This is a genomic window from Vibrio sp. Vb0598 (assembly GCF_033338935.1).
Taxonomy (GTDB): Bacteria; Pseudomonadota; Gammaproteobacteria; order Enterobacterales; family Vibrionaceae; genus Vibrio; species Vibrio alginolyticus.
In genome coordinates this window covers 56,308-73,722 of record NZ_JAWOTP010000007.1, presented here as the reverse complement: position 1 = coordinate 73,722, position 17,415 = coordinate 56,308, and the positions used below count along the sequence as shown (strand labels likewise).

Annotated in this window: 14 protein-coding genes; 10 read left to right on the top strand and 4 right to left on the bottom strand. The window is 44.3% G+C overall.

Translation table 11 applies throughout. The features are described from left to right. Positions 1 to 244: 244 nt before the first annotated feature. The 6 genes from R7Q38_RS09520 to R7Q38_RS09495 all read left to right on the top strand — a co-directional run bounded on the left by R7Q38_RS09520 (position 245) and on the right by R7Q38_RS09495 (position 6,725). A complete protein-coding gene (locus tag R7Q38_RS09520) occupies positions 245 to 913 on the top strand; it encodes a LuxR C-terminal-related transcriptional regulator (protein ID WP_239938504.1) in 669 nt (222 codons plus the stop codon). Between the two features lie 228 nt (positions 914 to 1,141). Continuing rightward, positions 1,142 to 1,798 carry a LuxR C-terminal-related transcriptional regulator gene (locus R7Q38_RS09515; protein ID WP_005383910.1) on the top strand — a complete coding sequence of 219 codons (657 nt, stop codon included), beginning with the start codon at positions 1,142 to 1,144 and terminating at the stop codon, positions 1,796 to 1,798. A gap of 206 nt (positions 1,799 to 2,004) precedes the next feature. After that, entirely contained in the window at positions 2,005 to 2,595 is a 591-nt protein-coding gene (locus R7Q38_RS09510) for a calcium-binding protein (RefSeq protein ID WP_005375168.1), read from the top strand. A 152-nt stretch (positions 2,596 to 2,747) separates the two neighbouring features. Further along, positions 2,748 to 4,466: a type I secretion system permease/ATPase gene (locus R7Q38_RS09505; protein WP_239939082.1), complete on the top strand. Its 1,719-nt coding sequence runs from the start codon at positions 2,748 to 2,750 to the stop codon at positions 4,464 to 4,466. Continuing rightward, positions 4,441 to 5,781: an HlyD family type I secretion periplasmic adaptor subunit gene (locus R7Q38_RS09500; protein WP_005383906.1), complete on the top strand. Its 1,341-nt coding sequence runs from the start codon at positions 4,441 to 4,443 to the stop codon at positions 5,779 to 5,781. The genes R7Q38_RS09505 and R7Q38_RS09500 overlap by 26 nt, the downstream gene beginning before the upstream one ends. A gap of 95 nt (positions 5,782 to 5,876) precedes the next feature. After that, complete coding sequence (locus tag R7Q38_RS09495) at positions 5,877 to 6,725, top strand: mechanosensitive ion channel family protein (protein WP_005375171.1); 849 nt, start codon at positions 5,877 to 5,879, stop codon at positions 6,723 to 6,725. 95 nt (positions 6,726 to 6,820) lie between these two features. Here the strand turns inward: R7Q38_RS09495 and fhuB are convergent, their stop codons facing one another. The 4 genes from fhuB to R7Q38_RS09475 are packed head-to-tail and all read right to left on the bottom strand — an operon-like array spanning position 6,821 to position 12,644. Continuing rightward, on the bottom strand, positions 6,821 to 8,788 hold the full coding sequence (fhuB, locus tag R7Q38_RS09490; protein WP_318114202.1) for a Fe(3+)-hydroxamate ABC transporter permease FhuB: 1,968 nt from the start codon (positions 8,786 to 8,788) through the stop codon (positions 6,821 to 6,823). Continuing rightward, positions 8,785 to 9,714, bottom strand: a complete 930-nt coding sequence (locus R7Q38_RS09485; protein WP_239939083.1) for an iron-siderophore ABC transporter substrate-binding protein — start codon at positions 9,712 to 9,714, stop codon at positions 8,785 to 8,787. The genes fhuB and R7Q38_RS09485 overlap by 4 nt, the downstream gene beginning before the upstream one ends. After that, entirely contained in the window at positions 9,705 to 10,490 is a 786-nt protein-coding gene (locus R7Q38_RS09480) for an ABC transporter ATP-binding protein (RefSeq protein WP_318114201.1), read from the bottom strand. The genes R7Q38_RS09485 and R7Q38_RS09480 overlap by 10 nt, the downstream gene beginning before the upstream one ends. A 51-nt stretch (positions 10,491 to 10,541) precedes the next feature. Further along, on the bottom strand, positions 10,542 to 12,644 hold the full coding sequence (locus R7Q38_RS09475) for a TonB-dependent siderophore receptor (RefSeq protein WP_132936302.1): 2,103 nt from the start codon (positions 12,642 to 12,644) through the stop codon (positions 10,542 to 10,544). A gap of 145 nt (positions 12,645 to 12,789) precedes the next feature. Between R7Q38_RS09475 and R7Q38_RS09470 the strand changes: the two genes are divergently transcribed. The 4 genes from R7Q38_RS09470 (at position 12,790) to R7Q38_RS09455 (ending at position 17,415) form a co-directional block, all read left to right on the top strand. Beyond that, positions 12,790 to 14,643 (top strand): ABC transporter ATP-binding protein, encoded by a 1,854-nt coding sequence (locus tag R7Q38_RS09470; protein WP_042521744.1) that lies wholly within the window; start codon positions 12,790 to 12,792, stop codon positions 14,641 to 14,643. Positions 14,644 to 14,880: 237 nt separating this feature from the next. Then, entirely contained in the window at positions 14,881 to 15,915 is a 1,035-nt protein-coding gene (locus tag R7Q38_RS09465; RefSeq protein WP_198556853.1) for a DUF4118 domain-containing protein, read from the top strand. Further along, positions 15,912 to 16,610: a response regulator transcription factor gene (locus tag R7Q38_RS09460; protein WP_225466227.1), complete on the top strand. Its 699-nt coding sequence runs from the start codon at positions 15,912 to 15,914 to the stop codon at positions 16,608 to 16,610. Before R7Q38_RS09465 ends, R7Q38_RS09460 begins: the two co-directional genes overlap by 4 nt. A gap of 151 nt (positions 16,611 to 16,761) precedes the next feature. Then, positions 16,762 to 17,415: a potassium channel family protein gene (locus tag R7Q38_RS09455; RefSeq protein WP_005375180.1), complete on the top strand. Its 654-nt coding sequence runs from the start codon at positions 16,762 to 16,764 to the stop codon at positions 17,413 to 17,415.

Sequence of the window (17,415 nt, the reverse complement as noted above, 5' to 3'; positions counted from 1 at the left end):
TAGGTGGTGTTTTGCCTCTAACGTGCGTGATTAAATCACCTGCTCAAACACAAAAAGGGAGTTTATACTCCCTTTTTTAATGTCTGAAAAATGCTAATACCTCTCACATACTTGCCACTTAAAAATTATTGACACTTCAATGAGTTATTAATTAGTACTAGTGATTTTCATACTTGACAATACTACCGCTCTATCTAAATCTATTGCGTATTTCAATAAAAACGACCAAGGGAATGCGATCAGGATGGAGCAGCAAAAAAAAAGAAACGTTATTTTAATCACGGAGGGAAGTCTACAGTCATCTCTGTTGAAAGATGTATTGGAGACCAAACTCGGTATTAGTGTTGCTCTAATCACGCCAGATAATCTGATTCACGGAGTGTTACATGAGTCTCTTGCATCAGCCATTATTGTTGATTGCAGCGTGATCACGGATGAAGTTTTTCGCCGTTATGCGGAGTTTAAAGCGGCCAAGCAGAAAGACACGCTTGAAATCTTAATTAATTGTGAGCAATCCATATCGACAGAAGATCTCTTTGCTTGGCGTACTTTGGCCGGTATTTTCTATACCTCTGATGATATAAAAACGTTGCAAGTTGGTATTGGTAAGGTGCTTCAAGGAGATATGTGGTTCAGCCGTAAGTTTTCTCAGCAGTACATTACTTACCTTCGTCGACATTGCAAACCTATAAATAAGAATGTTTCCGCTATTCTGACCAAACGAGAGCAACAAATAATTACCTTTCTTTCCATGGGGGCGTCCAATCAACAAATCGCCGAACAATTATTTGTCAGCGAGAATACGGTAAAAACGCATTTACATAATATTTTCAAGAAGATTGATGTGAAAAATAGAGTTCAAGCACTTATTTGGGCAAAGGAAAATATTTCAGACAACTCGTTAACGGTGTAATGCTATTGCAATATTAGGTTGCCTAATTTAGTAAACTCTTAATAGTTTCTGTGACCTGAATGTGTTAAAAGTGTTTCTTTTATGAGAAACACTTTTTTTGATTCTCTTTTTAATAACTTTAGAATTTAAAAAAGTAGCAAATAACTTTACTCTGTGAACTAGCACTTACATATCAAACTAAGTGCTGACGATTAACTACTAATTTAAGAATGTTAAGTCACTGAAAGTATGAGAAACATTATGGAACAGTATATGGAAAAGCCTGAAATCCTAATGCTCACTCAACAAAGTTTACAGAGTGAAAACTTTAAGGAAATGCTTTCTAAAAATACAGAAACTAAAATAACGATCATTGATACTAAAAACCCTAGCTATCATGAACTCATTCCGGAACGCTACTTTTTGCTTGTTGATTTTTCAGTTGAGATTCCTTCCGAAACTTTAGTTTATTTAAAAGATAGTAATAAAGTGCTAGGAACCATAATGCTTAATCTAGGTTATGACTTAGACACAGAAGAACTCGCTTCTTGGCCTCATGTAAAAGGTATATTTGGTCCAGGAGATTCAATGGACAAGGTTTGTCAGGGATTAAAAGCAATAATAAAAGGGGATAACTGGCTGTCTCGAAGATTACTTGATCAGCTAGTAAATTATTATCGAGGTAGAGAAGCAAATAACATTATCGAACCTGCTATTGAGGTTGAGCTTACTCGGCGTGAAGTTCAGGTTTTAAAAATGTTGAAAGAAGGTGGTTCAAATATGGAAATCGCTGATTCTTTATTTATCAGCGAGCATACTATTAAATCACATCTATACAATATTTTTAGAAAGTTAGAAGTAAAGAACCGTACGCAAGCCACAAGTTGGGCTAAGAGAAACCTGTAGTACTAGTATTAACTTGCTGTAATAAAAAGAAAATACTCTATAAAGTACTAAATTTTATATTTATTATTAAAATGTCAGTCTGAAATATCATCCCATATTCAAACTTATTCCTATTCAGTTGACTATTAGACTTCTCATGTCGTGACGAATCTAGTCAGACGTGGAACAGAAGGTCTATTCAATTAATAAGCTAAGAGGGAATAAAAATGAGCGCAAGTGACAATGACACGTATTTAGGCGATGCAGGTGTAAATAACCAATTTGCTGATTTCGATGGCGGCGATGATTTGTTTATCGGTTTTGGTGGTAATGACTCGTTTGTTGGCGGTGGCGGTAATGATTATGTGATCGGCGGCGACGGCGATGATCGCCTAACCGGTGGTGCAGGAGATGACATCCTTAGGGCTGGTACAGGAAACGACTACCTCGGCGGTGGTACCGGTAATGACTTGCTGTTGGGTTTGCTGGGCGACAATAAATTAAATGGTGGTGTCGGTGAAGATATTCTTGTTGCTGGTTCTGGTGACAACGTTTTAGTTGGCGGCAGCAATGGCGATAAGTTTGTGTTCACGGATAAGTTTGGTGGCCATGGCGAAGCCAAAGTTGTTGACTTCACCATTGGTGAAGACTCTTTGCACATCATTAGCGACTCTGTCACTGACTTTGGTGATTTAAGCTTTAGCTACGATGCAGTTGGGAATGCAGTGTTTACCGATGGGGCTGATCTAACAGTGAAACTTATTGGCGTGACTGAAACTGACATCAACACCTATGGTGCAGATCTGTTCGTAATCTAAACGACTGAAAATAACTCTGGATGGGAATTAGTTTGCGTGGCTCTGCCATGCTGAGGTGAACTAATCGGACACTCTAGAGCGATTTGAGGTTACCTTAAGCTAGGCGCTAGTATTTCTGGCGCCTACAATTTTCACGTTAAACGGAAGTAGTCGTGCAAAAAACGGTTTTCAAAGAAGTGAAACAAAAACTATGCACGCTTGCGGGCTTGCTGATCGTTTTTAGCCTTTTAATCAACTTATTGGTTCTCTCGATTCCGTTGTACATGCTTCAAGTGTACAACCGAGTGATATCCTCCTACTCAACCGATACTTTATTCTTGCTCACTGTCATCGTAATTGTCGCGCTGTTAACCATGTCCATCATCGACATTGCACGAGCACAAATGAGTAAATCTTTTGGTTATTGGATGGATACAAAACTCTCCGCTTTCATGCTCAAGCGCACGATTCAATATCAATCACATACCGGGAAGAGTTATACCTCGCAAACTCTGAGAGACATTCAGAACATCAAAAGCTTTTTGAGCAGTCAAGCACCTTATCCACTGTTGGATGCGCCCTGGACACCGCTGTTTATTTTATTTGTGTATTTATTGCACCCGATACTAGGTCACATCGCGTTACTTGGATCTATCGTATTGTTTAGCCTAGGTCTACTCAATGAGCTGATGACGCGTAAAACAATGCAAGAGAGCGAAGTCAGAGCGATTTCTCATATCAACAACGCAGAATTAGCCACGCAAAACTCCAATTCAATTCTCGCAATGGGGATGATGAATGCATTTTTAGAGAAGTGGCAGTCGCGCGTGAGTGAAGTGAATGTGCTTGAAGAGCGAGTTGCAGGTAAGTCCATCTACATGGCTAACTTTTCTAAGTTTGTACGTGGCTCATTACAGATATTTTTACTGGGAGGTGGTGCATGGTTAGTTATCCAACATGAGATAACGGCAGGGGCGATGATCGCGAGCTCCATATTAATGAGTCGGGCATTATCGCCGATGGAGCAGGCGATAGGCACGTGGCGAAGCGCGATGTCTGCTAAAGGCGCCTATAAAAGGTTGAAAGAAATCGATGGGATCGTGCGCCAAGATGAATCAGATATGCCACTGCCTAAACCAAAAGGACACTATGAGCTTTCCGGACTGGCCTATCGCCATCCTGGAGCAACTGAACCAGTGCTCTCATCGCTCAGCTTATCGATTCCTCCGGGTGTTGCTGTTGGGGTGATTGGCCCTTCTGGTACGGGTAAATCGACGTTTGCTCGGCTGCTATTAGGTACGGTTAAGCCGTTAGCGGGTAAAGTGACTCTTGATGGTATGGAAGTCTCCGTATGGTCATCTGAAGATCGCGGCGTACATTTTGGGTATCTCGCTCAAGAGGTGGAGTTATTTCCTGGCACAATTCGAGAGAACATCGCACGCTTTAAAGAAGAAGACCCCGCTAAAGTCATCAAGGCGGCGCAACTAGCAGGATGTCATGAATTAATACTCAAGAAAAACAAAGGCTATGATTGCATTATTGGTGAAAATGGCCGTGGTTTATCTGGGGGGGAAAGGCAGAGAATCGCTCTTGCAAGAGCCGTTTATGGCGACCCATCTATTGTGATTTTCGATGAAGCGAATGCCAACCTCGATGGTGAGGGAGAGGCTGCGTATCAACGTTTGATTGCCCATTTAAAAGCACAGAGTACAACGATTATCGTCATTGCCCACAATCCGAGTACGTTACGACAAATGGATAGGCTGTTGTATTTGGCTGACGGCCGAGTCAAGTTATACGGCGCTAAAGATGAAGTATTAAAACGTTTGATGGGCGAAGAAAGAACAGATATCCCAAGGGTAAGAAATGAGCAATCAACTGCCAACCGTTAATCAGAGTTCTACCGAGATCGTATATCGTTTTAGCCCCAAAGCGAGACTAAGCTTTCGAAAACCAATTTTACTCGGTGTGGTGACCTTAAGTGTTTTTCTTGGAGGTCTTGGCTACTGGGCTGCAACAGCCAAATTAGAAAGTGCAGCGATTGCTTATGGTGATTTGTCAGTTCTCACTAAGCGACAAGAAATTCAGCATTTAGAAGGCGGTATTATTGAAAAGCTATATGTACAGGAAGGGGATTTAGTCGAAAAAGGTCAGTTATTAATTCAACTTTCTAAGCGTCAAGCTATGGCTAAGTTGGACTCGTTAAGTGGTCGTTTTATCCATACTCTAGCAAAGGAAAACCGTTTAAGTGCGGAGCTTGACGAGCTTCCAACGATTGTATGGTCTGATGATCTTGAAAGCATTCCCCGTGTCGATATAGTACAAGAAGCACAACTAGTTCAAAACAAGATCTTTGAAGCGAGAAAGCGATTCTTTGATAGTAAACTGAGTATCATTGAGCAGAGTATTTCTGGAGCAAATTTAGAGCTTGAAAACCTTCAGCAAACCAAAGTGATTGAGACGGAACGACTCAACTTTATTGCTGAAGAAATAGACAGCAACCAAGCCTTGGTGCAAAAAGGTTTCTCGGGAAAATCTACTTTGCTTCAACTCAAGCGCTTAGCAGCGGAGGTGAGAAGTACCTTAAGCCAGTTAGACAGGCAATCGCTCACCGTTAGAAAAAGGTTAGATGAGAACCTAGCGCAAATTGAAGAGTTGAAGCTTGAAAGGCTGAATGAGATTGTCGAGGAACTACGAAACACCAAAACGGAAATTGTCGCAATTCGGGAAGAATATCGCTCCGCTCAAGATATTGTCGCAAGAACAACGATCAACGCACCTATTTCTGGTCGCGTAGTCAACATGCAAGTATTTACCGAAAAAGGTGTGATTGGCTCGGGTGAAACGTTACTAGAACTGGTCCCGCAAGACGATAAGTTGTTAGTCGAGGCTCGTGTTAATCCTCAGGATATTGATTTAGTGAATCCAGGCCAGCAAGCGCATGTTCGTCTGACCGCTCTGAATGCACGGACGTTGGCACCTTTAGACGGTACAGTGCTGACGATTTCTGCCGATAAGCTCTCGCAAGAAAACCAAGAAGATTTTTATCTCGCTAGAATTGCAATTTCACCGGAAGATGTGACAAAACATCGTTTAACCTCAGGTATGAATGCCGAAGTGCTTATTTTATCTGAGCCACGAACGCCATTGAGCTACCTAATAAAGCCAATTACAGAAAGCATGAATCGCGCCTTCAGAGAGGAGTAATTTCAAAAAGACTTGAGTGAGCACGGACAACAGACAAAATAATTTGTTATCGTTAGCTGTTACTGGGCCGTATTTTTATTCGAGGGAGCCGTGGAATGGAGAAAGTGCAGTTAGTTGTCGATTTTCTTCTCACTCATAAATTGATTTTTACCGCACTGATCTTTGCGATTATGTGGTTAATTCGTCGTGCAATTTTATCGATGATTCGTGGTGATCACGCTTTTCTCTCAGAAGATCAGCGTAGTTGGATGTCCAGAACTAAAAATGGCACCTTTGCTGTTACATTACTGATTTTATTTATTTTATGGCAATCAGAAATTAACGAGTTTGCTCTGAGTGTAACGGCGATTGCCGTTGCCATTGTAGTGGCATCCAAAGAAATCATTTTGTGTTTTACGGGTTCGATTCAAAGAGCAAGTTCACGTTCTTTTCGCGTTGGGGACTGGATTGAGGTCGGGAAGTTATGCGGTGAAGTGATTGAGCACAATATGATGGCGACGGTGATTCAAGAGATCGACCTGCATCATGGGCAATATCATTACACCGGCAAAACAGCGACATTGCCTAATAGTATGTTCTTTACCTATCCAGTAAAGAACCTCAACTTCATGAAGCGGTACGTTTACCACAACTTTTCTGTAGTGGTGAAAGACTTCGTCAATTTGTATCCACTGCTACCGATTTTAACTGATAAAATTGAAGAACATTGCAGTTACTTTGCTGATGTTGCACATCGTTACAATGCGATGATTGAAAAACATGCCGGTGTTGACCTTCCTGGTTCTGAGCCACATATGCATATTTCTAGTAACATTAATGGTGAACAAATTCTGCACGTGATGATTTTCTGCCCAACCGATAAAGCGAACCACTTAGAGCACTTAATTCGTAAGGACTTTATGGAACTTTATGAGCAACGTTTTCCTGTAGTGCGAGAAGAATAGAGCATCGTACTTCGCCTTTAATTTCAAACCCCGCTATCAAAATAGCGGGGTTTGTTTTTCTTAGCGTATTTTTAGGCTGTAACAATATTCCCAACTTAGCTGAATTTACTCTTCAGCATTAAAAATAGGAAGTAAGTGCTGCCTATAATAGCGACCAACGTGCCAGCTGCGACCTGACTTGGATAAATAGCGATTTGTCCTAGCCAATCTGCCCACAACATTAGGGTTGCGCCAATTAAGGCACCGACACACAGTTGCTCTTTCACTTTTCTTGCTCCTAACATCATCGCAATATGGGGAGCGACCAAGCCAACAAAGGATATTGGACCAACTGTAGCGGTAGAAAAGGCGCATAACAAAGCAACGATGGTGAGCATAAGCGTATTGGCTACGGTAGGGTTAAGCCCTCGTGCATTTGAGAATTGTCGCCCGATGGAAATTAGTGTTAGCCAACGAGAAATCGAGAATACAGCGGCAAGCAGAACTATTATGGCCAAACATAGCATTAGTGCGGTGTTGGCTGTGACTCGATAAATAGAACCAGTTAGCCACAATAAAATTTTGTAACTGTCACCTGAGCCTTGAGCTAGCGAAAATTGAACGAGGGCTTCTAATAGTGCCGTTAGTGCGATGCCGGACAACACGAAGTTAGATGGATTAAAATGGCTTCGTTTACCGATAATCAGCAATAACATCAATACGGACATACTTCCGAAAAAAGCGATACCCCAGCTAAATGCGGAGAGAAGCGACCCAGCGATGACTCCTGTCGTTATAATGGCAAACGTGGCTCCGGAAGACACACCGAGAATATCGGGACTTGCCAGAGGGTTATAAACAATGCGTTGCAAAATGATTCCGGCAACGGATAGCGCAATACCGACAGAAAGTGCGGTTAACATTCGCGGCCAACGCAATTGCCATTGGAACTCACCTGGCACAGACCATTGAATTCCGTTTATACCATGGGTAACGAATGAGTAAGCTAGAATCCCAACCAGACTGAATAGCGCAATGCTGCATACCGCGCGTTTAGAAAGCGCCGTTTTTCCTTGGCTCATTGAAAGGTTAAGTTGATCGGTTGCCGTCAGCTTTTTACGAGTAAACCAAATTAAAGCGGGAGCGCCAATAGCTGCAGCCGCTACACCGCTAGGAATGGTTTCCTCTAACCATAAGCTCAGCGAGATAGCGGCAGAGTCTGTGATGATTAGTAGCATTGCGCCCAAAAGCATGCTGCTGATCAATTCGTCGCGCGGTGTTCTTGCCCCCATCGCTCTGGCAATATTGGGTGTCAGTAATCCGATGAAGCTGATAATGCCAACTGCGGTGATTGAGGCAGATACCAGCCAAATACCCATCACCATTAACGCACCAAACGCGGGTAATACCGCTAAGCCTCGGGCTGCTGCGCCTTCTTGTCCTAGTTTCATTAAGGTCAGAATACGTGGTGCGACGATCAAAATTACGATTGCGATAGCGCAGCGAGGCAATAACCACTCAAACCAATCCCAGCTGTATTGAGAAAGATCTCCGGCTCCCCACATAAAAATATTCTGTGCGAACTGGGCGTTTAAAATAATAATGGCTGTGGCGATAGAACCGAGCAAGATATTGATCACCATCCCCGAAACGACCAGCGGCAAACCTGTCATGTTACGCACACCTGCAATTGATACGATCAGGCCAAACGCCACTAAAGCCCCCACCATTGCGGCTAATGCAGAGTAATCGGCTACCCAATCGACGAACCAAATATTTACCACGACTAATGCAAGCCAAGCACCAGAAGAGGTGCCAAGAGTCAACGGCGAAGTGAGGTTATTCTGCGTTAATTGCTGCATTAAGCTGCCGGTGAGACCAAGCATGGCACCAACAAGCAGGGTCATACTTAACCTAGGAAGCTGCGCTTGCGTAAAGAATACATCACGAAACTCGGTTGCTACCTCTGGTTTTGTTAATAATTGCCATTGTTCGAAAAGTGATAAATTAGTATCAATTTGTAGGCTAAAGACGCTAAGTAACGTAATCAGCGCCAGATAACCAATATAATGTTTCGTTCTCATTGTTCTGGTGCCAACTCTATTAGACTGTCGGTAATCGCTTCAGCGGTGTATTGCAAAGACATGGCACCGCCATACGCCCACACTGCTCTGACTGAATTTACCCGCTGCTTTTTCACAAACGGCATCGCTTGCCAGAGTGGCGACTCTTTCAGTTTTCGTTCTTCTGGGAAAGGCTGTACGTAGAGAACGTAGCTGTTTTGAAGGCTCTGAAGCCGATTGATTCGATCTTGCTTTACTCCCCACGCACGTGGGTCCTCTTTAATTGGAGCCTGTAATCCCAGTTTTCTAACCACGTAGTCAGTGGTGGAGTTTTCGGTTGCAAGTAATACAGTATTCGGGGTTGAAAATCGCATCACAAGAACGCTGAGTGGAGCAGAGTAATAGTGGCGAATTCGCTGGCGCATCTGCGCAAATGAAGCATCTAATTCTGCCAGTTTCTGTTCAGCAAGTGCCTCTTTATTGAATAGCTTGCTGAGCGTACGAAAGTGACGAATGGCCGTTTCAGCTGCGGCCTCATTTTCAGAAAAATTAGGTAAATAGATTACCGGAGCAATTTGTTTGAGTAACGGAATCAAGTCTTGCTGTGGAGACGCAGCAAGAATGACATCTGGTTTTAAACTGGCTATTTTTTCTAAGTTGGGCTCTGCTCGGGTTCCAATATCTTCAATTGACTTTGGTGCGGTTGGATTGACGACCCATTGGCGGTAGCCTGGTAAATTTGGGGCTGCGATTGGTTCTACGTTTAGCGCCAAAACTTGTTCTAAGATGTCCCAGTTTAAGGCAACAACGCGTTGAGGCGCTTGCTCAAAACTATGCTCACCATATTCATCGGTAACGGTGATGACTGCATGTGCATTGGTCATAAAAAATACGAGGAAAAAAGCAGATTGTGTAACCACAGTAAGTAAACGAGCCATTATGCGCATACAACAGCCACCTTTTGGCTCGCTAATGTGTTAGCCGGGCTTGGGTGCTCAATCAGCTTAATTGGTGACTCATATAGTTTAGAAAGGCGTGCCTCGTCTAACAACATGTCGGCGTTGCCTTCAAAGGCAATGTTACCTTTTTTGAGCGCAACAATGTGGGTGGCGTAGCGCAGGGCTAAGTTCAGATCGTGCAGGATCACGATAATGCCTACGTTCTCGGTTCGATTCAGTTCTGCCAGCAGCGCCATTAGTTGAAACTGATGGTGAACATCGAGCGCCGAGGTTGGCTCATCGAGAATTAAAATTGGCGATTGTTGAGCCAGTAGCATAGACACCCAAGCGCGTTGGCGCTCGCCGCCCGATAAGTCATCCGCCAAAGCTTGAGCAAAAGGTGTAACCCCTGTTCGTTCCATAGCCTGCGTGATGATCTGTTTGTCTTCAGCTTTCCAACGACCAAGTGCCCCACGCCACGGAAAGCGACCTAAGCGCACTAGCTCTTCTACCGTTAAACCAGCCGAAGAGGGCAGCTTTTGTGGCAAATAGGCGATCTGTTTTGCCAACTCTTTGGTTTTGAGTGATGAAAGGGAAGTATCGTTTAGTGTTACCGTGCCTTTATCTGGTGGCATTTGACCAGAAAGCAGGTTCACCAGTGTCGACTTACCTGAACCGTTATGGCCTAAAACGACCGTTAGCTCATTTGTTGGGATGTTAAGTTGTTCGATGCCGAGGATCTGACGTCCACCTCGCACGATCTCAATATTAGACAGTTGAAACATGGATGGCTCTTAGGAGAAAACTCCCCTCAATAGAGGGGAGTAGAAGTACAATTACCAGCGGTAGTTTGCGTTTAGCATAACAGAGCGAGACTGGCCGTAGTAACACCAGTAATCGCAACCTGAAACAAACTCTTTATCTAGGATGTTGTTCACGTTTAGCTGTGCTTGCCACTGTGAAGTGATGTCGTAAGTGACTGACGCATCCCAAAGAGTGACTGAAGGAACCGTTAGGTTCGAGCTCTTAGGGTTATCTTTTGACTCACCTACGTAGCGCACACCAGTACCGATATTGAGGCCTGGAATCAGGCTGTAGGCGCTGTAGTCTACCCATGCAGAAGCTTGGTGCTCAGGAATAAGTGCGGCTTGTTTTTTACCTTGGCCAAAGCTCTCATCTGTTTTCGCTTTAGTGTAGGTGTAGCTTGCCATCAGTTTTAGATCGTCGGTTAGCTGCGCCGTGCTTTCTAGCTCAACACCTTGAGATGTCACTTCACCTGTTTGTGTCGCAATCCATGTTGATGGGTTTGTGACCAATGCATTCTTTTGCGTGATGTCGAACCATGCAAGGTTGATAAAGCCATCCATAAAGCTTGGCTCATACTTCACACCCACTTCTACTTGCTCGCCTTCCAGCGGTTTGTAAAGTTCATTGGTTGCCGCATCAATAGTGCTGATCACTTCAAACGACTGAGAGTAGTTTGCGTAAGGTGACAGGCCATTGTTTGCAAGGTACATCACACCCGCACTTAGAGAGAGCTGACCATCATCACGAGATTCACTTTGATCAACGGTAGCGCCTTTGCCAGAGTTTTCTGTTTTCACCCAGTCGTAACGAGCACCGATGTTACCAATCCACTGTTCATGCAGTTTCAATTGGTATTGTGAATAGAGACTTGCTTGAGATTTCTCAATCTCACGTTTCACGTTGTTGGCAGGATCAAGAGGGGTGAAGTTACCGTAAACTGGGTTCCACGGATTGATGGTGCCAAATGCGTAGTTGTCCTGCTCGTCGCCATCGGTTTTGTGGAATTGCAGATCCATACCGATAAGCACTGTGTGCTCTGCGTTGTCTGTCATCCAGTTACCGACAGCATTGTTATCGAACGTGATGCTCTGGTTTTTTCCGTCACGGAATACGATGCCTTGCGTTAACTCTTCTTTCGCTGGATCGTTGTTTGAGAACGCGTAAGAGCTGCGCAAGTACAACTCATTCGAACCGTAGTTGAGGTTTTGCGAGAGTGACCACGTGTCATTGATGTCGTGCTCTAGTAAGTAACCTAGAGAAAACTGCGTGCGTTCGTATTTATCGTAGTTTGGCTGACCAAGGTTAGTCGAAGGATCGATTTTGCCAAAGTTAGAACCAATCAGAGTACCTGCTGCCGGGAAGAATGGGTTAGTTGGTACACCGTCATCATGAAGGTAAGTTGCCAAAACGGTCAGCATTGTACGGTCAGAAATGTCGAACTCGACACTTGGCGCTAGGTAGAAACGCTCGTTATTTGTGCCGTCCAGTTCACCATCTTGGCTTGTCATCAAGCCAACCAAACGATAGCGCACAGTGCCTGCGTCGTTTGCTTCGTCAGCAATGTCAAAACCTACGGATTGGTGTTGGTTGTTGCCAACTTCGACTTTTACTTCGCCTTGAGGCGTAAACGTTGGTTTTTTCTGAACAGCATTCACGATACCGCCTGGTGCCGATTCACCAAACAGAATAGCCGATGGACCTTTAACGACTTCTACACTTTCTAGGCCGTAAGGTTCGACCAACCATGTGTAGTAACCATCGCGGAATAGGCGGTTGCCGTTTAGGTAAGTCGCTGCATCAAATCCACGAACTTTGAACCAATCAGTGTCGTTGTCTGCGCCATAAGGCTGAGCGGTTACACCAGACGTGTAGCGTAATGCTTCATCTAGCTTTTTCGGTGCACGAACACGAAGTTCATCTTCAGAAATGATAGATACGCTGCGCGGCGTTTCTGCTGCCGGGGTTTCTACTTTAAGTGCTTGCGCGGTGACCGTTATGGTCTCCATGGCAATCACGTCATCTTGTACGACGTCTTCTTGAGCTTGTGCTGTGAATGCAACCACTGCTGTAGGTGCTAAAGCACAAACCAACGCGTTGCGGATAGCGATGGTCAGTGAGTTATTCTTTTGCATAAATCTATTCCCGATAATTATGATTAACGCTAAGCTTAATTGTAATTATTATCATTTGAGCTTTTGTTTCGGTATTTTACTGACTTTTGTATCAAAAGATAGTAAAACGTTCGCAAATTCATTCGCGGTACCTAAAGTCATTGTTATGTTCAATTGGTTTGAAAAACTGACCCAACCCTTTCCCCAGATGGAAACCGAAAAGCCACCGAAGACGCTATTTGGCTTTTGTCGTTTTTACACTCGTGGCTTTGAAGCCCCTTTACTCGTTATGGCAGTGTTCAGTGCGCTTATTGCCATCACAGAGGTGACGCTGTTGCGTTATATGGGCGAGCTCGTCGATATTCTCTCTAATCAAGATCGCGCAACATTCTGGCAAGACCAGGGTGATCGCATGCTAATGATGCTGTTCTTAGTGGCGGTTGTGATGCCAGCTCTCGGTTTTGTCCACTCAATGGTGATGCACCAAACGTTATTGGGTAACTACCCGATGTCTATCCGTTGGTTGATTCACCGTTACTTGCTAAAACAAGCGGTTGGATTTTTCCAGCGTGACTTTGCAGGCCGAGTTGCGACCAAAGTGATGCAAAGTGCGTTAGCGGTACGAGAAACGGTCATGAAGCTGGTGGATGTACTGGTTTATATCAGCGTTTATTTTCTTTCGATGCTCTGGATGATGGGCGAAGCCGATGGTTTGCTAATGTTGCCTATTGTGATTTGGATAGGAATGTACGCGGTTATCCAGTTCTACTTTATCCCTAAAATGAAACAAGTAGCGACGGAGCAAGCGGATGCTCGTTCTGTAATGACTGGGCGCATTGTCGATTCTTACACCAACATATCTACCGTAAAGCTATTCGCGCACTCGCAAAGAGAGTTGGAATACGCAGAAAGCAGCATGAAGCAATTTTTGGTGACGGTTTACCGCCAAATGCGCATGGTGACTTGTTTACTGTTTAGTGTGGATGCCATCAACTATTTGCTGCTGATGTCTATTAGTGCCATTTCGGTTTATCTATGGCTAGATCACGCTGTAACAATTGGTGCTATTGCGATTGCCATCAGTATTGCGTTGCGCGTACAAGGTATGTCGAAGTGGATCATGTGGGAAGTTAGCGCACTGTTTGAAAACATCGGTACAGTAGTAGACGGTATTAATACGATTTCAAACGATGTTGAAGTGAAAGACGTACCAAATGCTAAGCCTTTGCAAATCTCTCAAGGTGAGATCTGCTTTGATCACGTAGGTTTTAACTACAGTGATGAGAAGGCAGTATTTGAGAACTTGAATCTGACTATCAAACCGGGCGAAAAAGTCGGCATTGTCGGTCGCTCTGGGGCAGGTAAATCCACGTTGGTCAACTTGTTGCTGCGCTTTTACGACGTAAATAGCGGTAAGATTTGCATTGATGGACAGGACATTTCTCAAGTTGAACAAGAGTCTCTTCGCCAACACATCGGTATGATCACGCAAGACACCTCTTTGCTGCATCGTTCAATTAAAGAGAACATTCTTTACGGTGATCCAGATGCTTCAATGGATGCCGTTATCGCAGCTGCTGAGAAAGCACATGCTCATGATTTCATTCAATCTCTACGAGACGAGCAAGGTAACGTTGGCTATGACGTTGAAGTGGGTGAACGCGGTGTGAAGCTGTCTGGTGGTCAGCGTCAACGTGTGGCGATTGCTCGCGTGCTGCTGAAAAACGCGCCAATTTTGATCATGGATGAAGCAACGTCTGCACTTGATTCAGAAGTAGAATCGGCAATTCAAGAAAACCTTGAAGTTCTGATGGAAGGAAAAACAGTGATTGCGATTGCTCACCGTTTATCAACGATTGCCGCGATGGATCGTTTGATTGTAATGGATGACGGCAAAATCATTGAGCAAGGATCGCATTACGAGCTGCTGCAATTGGGTGGTGTTTACGCTCAGTTGTGGAAGCATCAAACCGGCGGATTTTTGTCTGAGCAAGGTGATGCTCAACTGCAAGTCATCTAATATGACGCTACACGAAAGAGGAGCAAATGCTCCTCTTTTTTGTGTCTGTCGTTTATACCGAGTAAGTAGGCGTTAATGGGCAACGTTAACTTGTGATTATTCATTAAGTTAGGCCAACTTAATGATGATTATGTTTATAACTCACTGTCGTTATTGAATTTTTTACGCTTTTTTTACGCGAACTCCGAATGGGCTTTTGCTAAAGTTTTCTACATCGAATTTTGGTTGATGTATTTTATGTTTGTTCAATGGCGAGATAACACCTTTCTCTTTTCTACTACCGTGATTGTTGGCGCGGTTGTCGTCTCATGGTTGTTAGACCAACTGTTTGGCTCTACAGCCGCAGTCCTGCTGATTTTACAGTTAGCGGTCGTGGTGGTGGCGTTTCAATGCAACTCGCGATTCGCTTATGCGGCGGCGGTGATCGAAGCGTTGAGCTTCAACTTCTTTTTCACGACGCCTCGTTACTCTTTGCAGATGTTTCGTCCGGAAGACATTTTTAATTTAGTCGTGTTTATGGTGGTGGCATTTATCACCAGCACCTTTGCGGATCTTTATCGTCGCCAGCAGGGAGAGTTAAAACAAACCAAGCTGCAAAACAGCATCCTGCTATCGGTGTCCCATGACCTACGCACGCCGCTGGCAACCATTATTGGAACATTGACCACACTCAACGAGTACATGCCCAAGCTCAATGACTTAGAGCGCAAAGAATTGCTCGACAGTGCGACTTCAGAAAGCCACCGTTTGCACCAATATATCGAGAACCTTTTACAGGCGACTAAGCTCCAGCATGGCACATTAAAAATTACCAAAAAAGATGAGCTGATTGCAGATATTGTGCGGGATGCGGTTTCTCGTTTGCCGAATTACACCGAGAAAGTTTCCATGAATATGGATGATTCCGTTGGTTATTTATCAGTAAGTCGTTCGCTAATCGAACAAGCGATTTTTAATGTGTTGGATAATGCCATGCGATTTTCACCAGAGAATGAATCTGTTGAGGTTTCACTTTCTAAGCAGGGTTCGTCGTGCGTGATTGATGTTCGGGACATGGGGATTGGCATCAAAGCTGAAGATGCGGAAAAAATATTCAGCCTTTTCTATTCCGGCACGAACAACAAATCGGCCGATTCAGGCACCGGAATGGGACTCGCGGTTGCCAAAGGCATCATCACCGCACACCAAGGATATATTCAATCTATGCCAGTATCAGAAGGGACGCTGATCCGCATTCGACTTCCACTCAATCAAGGAGCAGAGCAGGCGTGAGTTACAAAGTTTTAGTCGTGGACGATGAGCCTCGCATTCATACCTTTATTCGAATTTCGCTGTCTGCTGAAGGGTTTGATTACATTGGCGCGAGTACCATTTCAGAAGCCAAAGCGTGTTTCGAAGCGCATTCGCCGCACGTCATTCTGCTAGATTTAGGCTTGCCCGACGGCGATGGGAAGGAGTTTCTCACTACGCTTCGTCAGACGTATAAAACGCCAGTGCTAGTGCTGACGGCTCGCGATCAAGAAGAGGAAAAAATCCGCCTTTTAGAAGCGGGCGCGAATGATTACTTGAGCAAGCCTTTTGGCGTAAAAGAGCTCATCGCGCGCATCAAAGTGCTGGTTCGAGATTTGGTGGATGAGCAATCCATCGCTGATGAGCTGGTGGCTGGCCGAGTCAAAATCATCAAAAGCACTCACCAATTTTGGTTGGATCAGAGGGAAATTCCACTCACCAAGAAAGAGTTTTCTTTCATTGAACAATTGATTCTCAAGCCGGGAAAACTCATTGAGCAAACTCATTTGCTAGCGGTGATTTGGGGAAAAAGTCATGTCGAAGATACTCACTACTTACGCGTGCTAGTGAGTCAACTACGCAAAAAACTGAACGATAGTGCTGACGAACAGCGGCTATTAAAAACCGAGCCGGGGCTGGGTTATCGTTTAGTGCTTGAGACGTCCAAGCACCACTAAATTCCAAATTTAATCAACGTTAATGCCAAGGTTTAGTGCTGGTTATCAGCACTCGAACAGGATTCGTGTTGCCTATTTTCCGCGACGGAAAATCAGTCTAGCCCTTAACGCATTAGCATTTTCTATACATAAAACACAGTTAGGTATTGATATGGCTCACTTTACAGTAATTGGTTTAGGGCGATTTGGCGTTGCCGCCAGCTTAGAACTTATTCATCTTGGACACACCGTAACGGGGGTGGATAGCGACCCGAAAATCGTCGAAAAATACGTCGAAGAGTTAACGCAAGCGGTCATATGTGACGCAACAGACGAAGGTGCACTCAGAGAGTTAGCGCTAGCGAACAGTGATGTGGTGTTGGTGGCGATTGGCGAAGACATGCAAGCCAGTTTGTTGTGTACGCTGGCGCTGAAAAATCTGGGTGTGAAATCCATTTGGGTCAAAGCGAGCACCAAAGCACACCACACCATCGTGTCTAAGCTTGGTGTACAACGCATTATTCATCCGGAAGAGGAGATGGGCGTAAGAGTCGCGCAGGCACTCAACTATCCGATGGTGAACAACTATTTGGAAATGGGGCATGGTTTGTATGTGGTGGAAATCCACGTTAAATCCAATCTGCACGATACGCCGCTTTCTAAGTTGATCAGCCGAGGCAGTTATAACATTCAGCCAATCTTGGTGAAGCGCGAAGAAGCCGTCTACACCAATATCAATGATGAGTTTGTGCTTAATGAGTTCGACACGCTGTTGCTTTGTGGTAGTCGCGCTGAGCTGAAATACGTCGCTCCAAGGTTGGTGTAA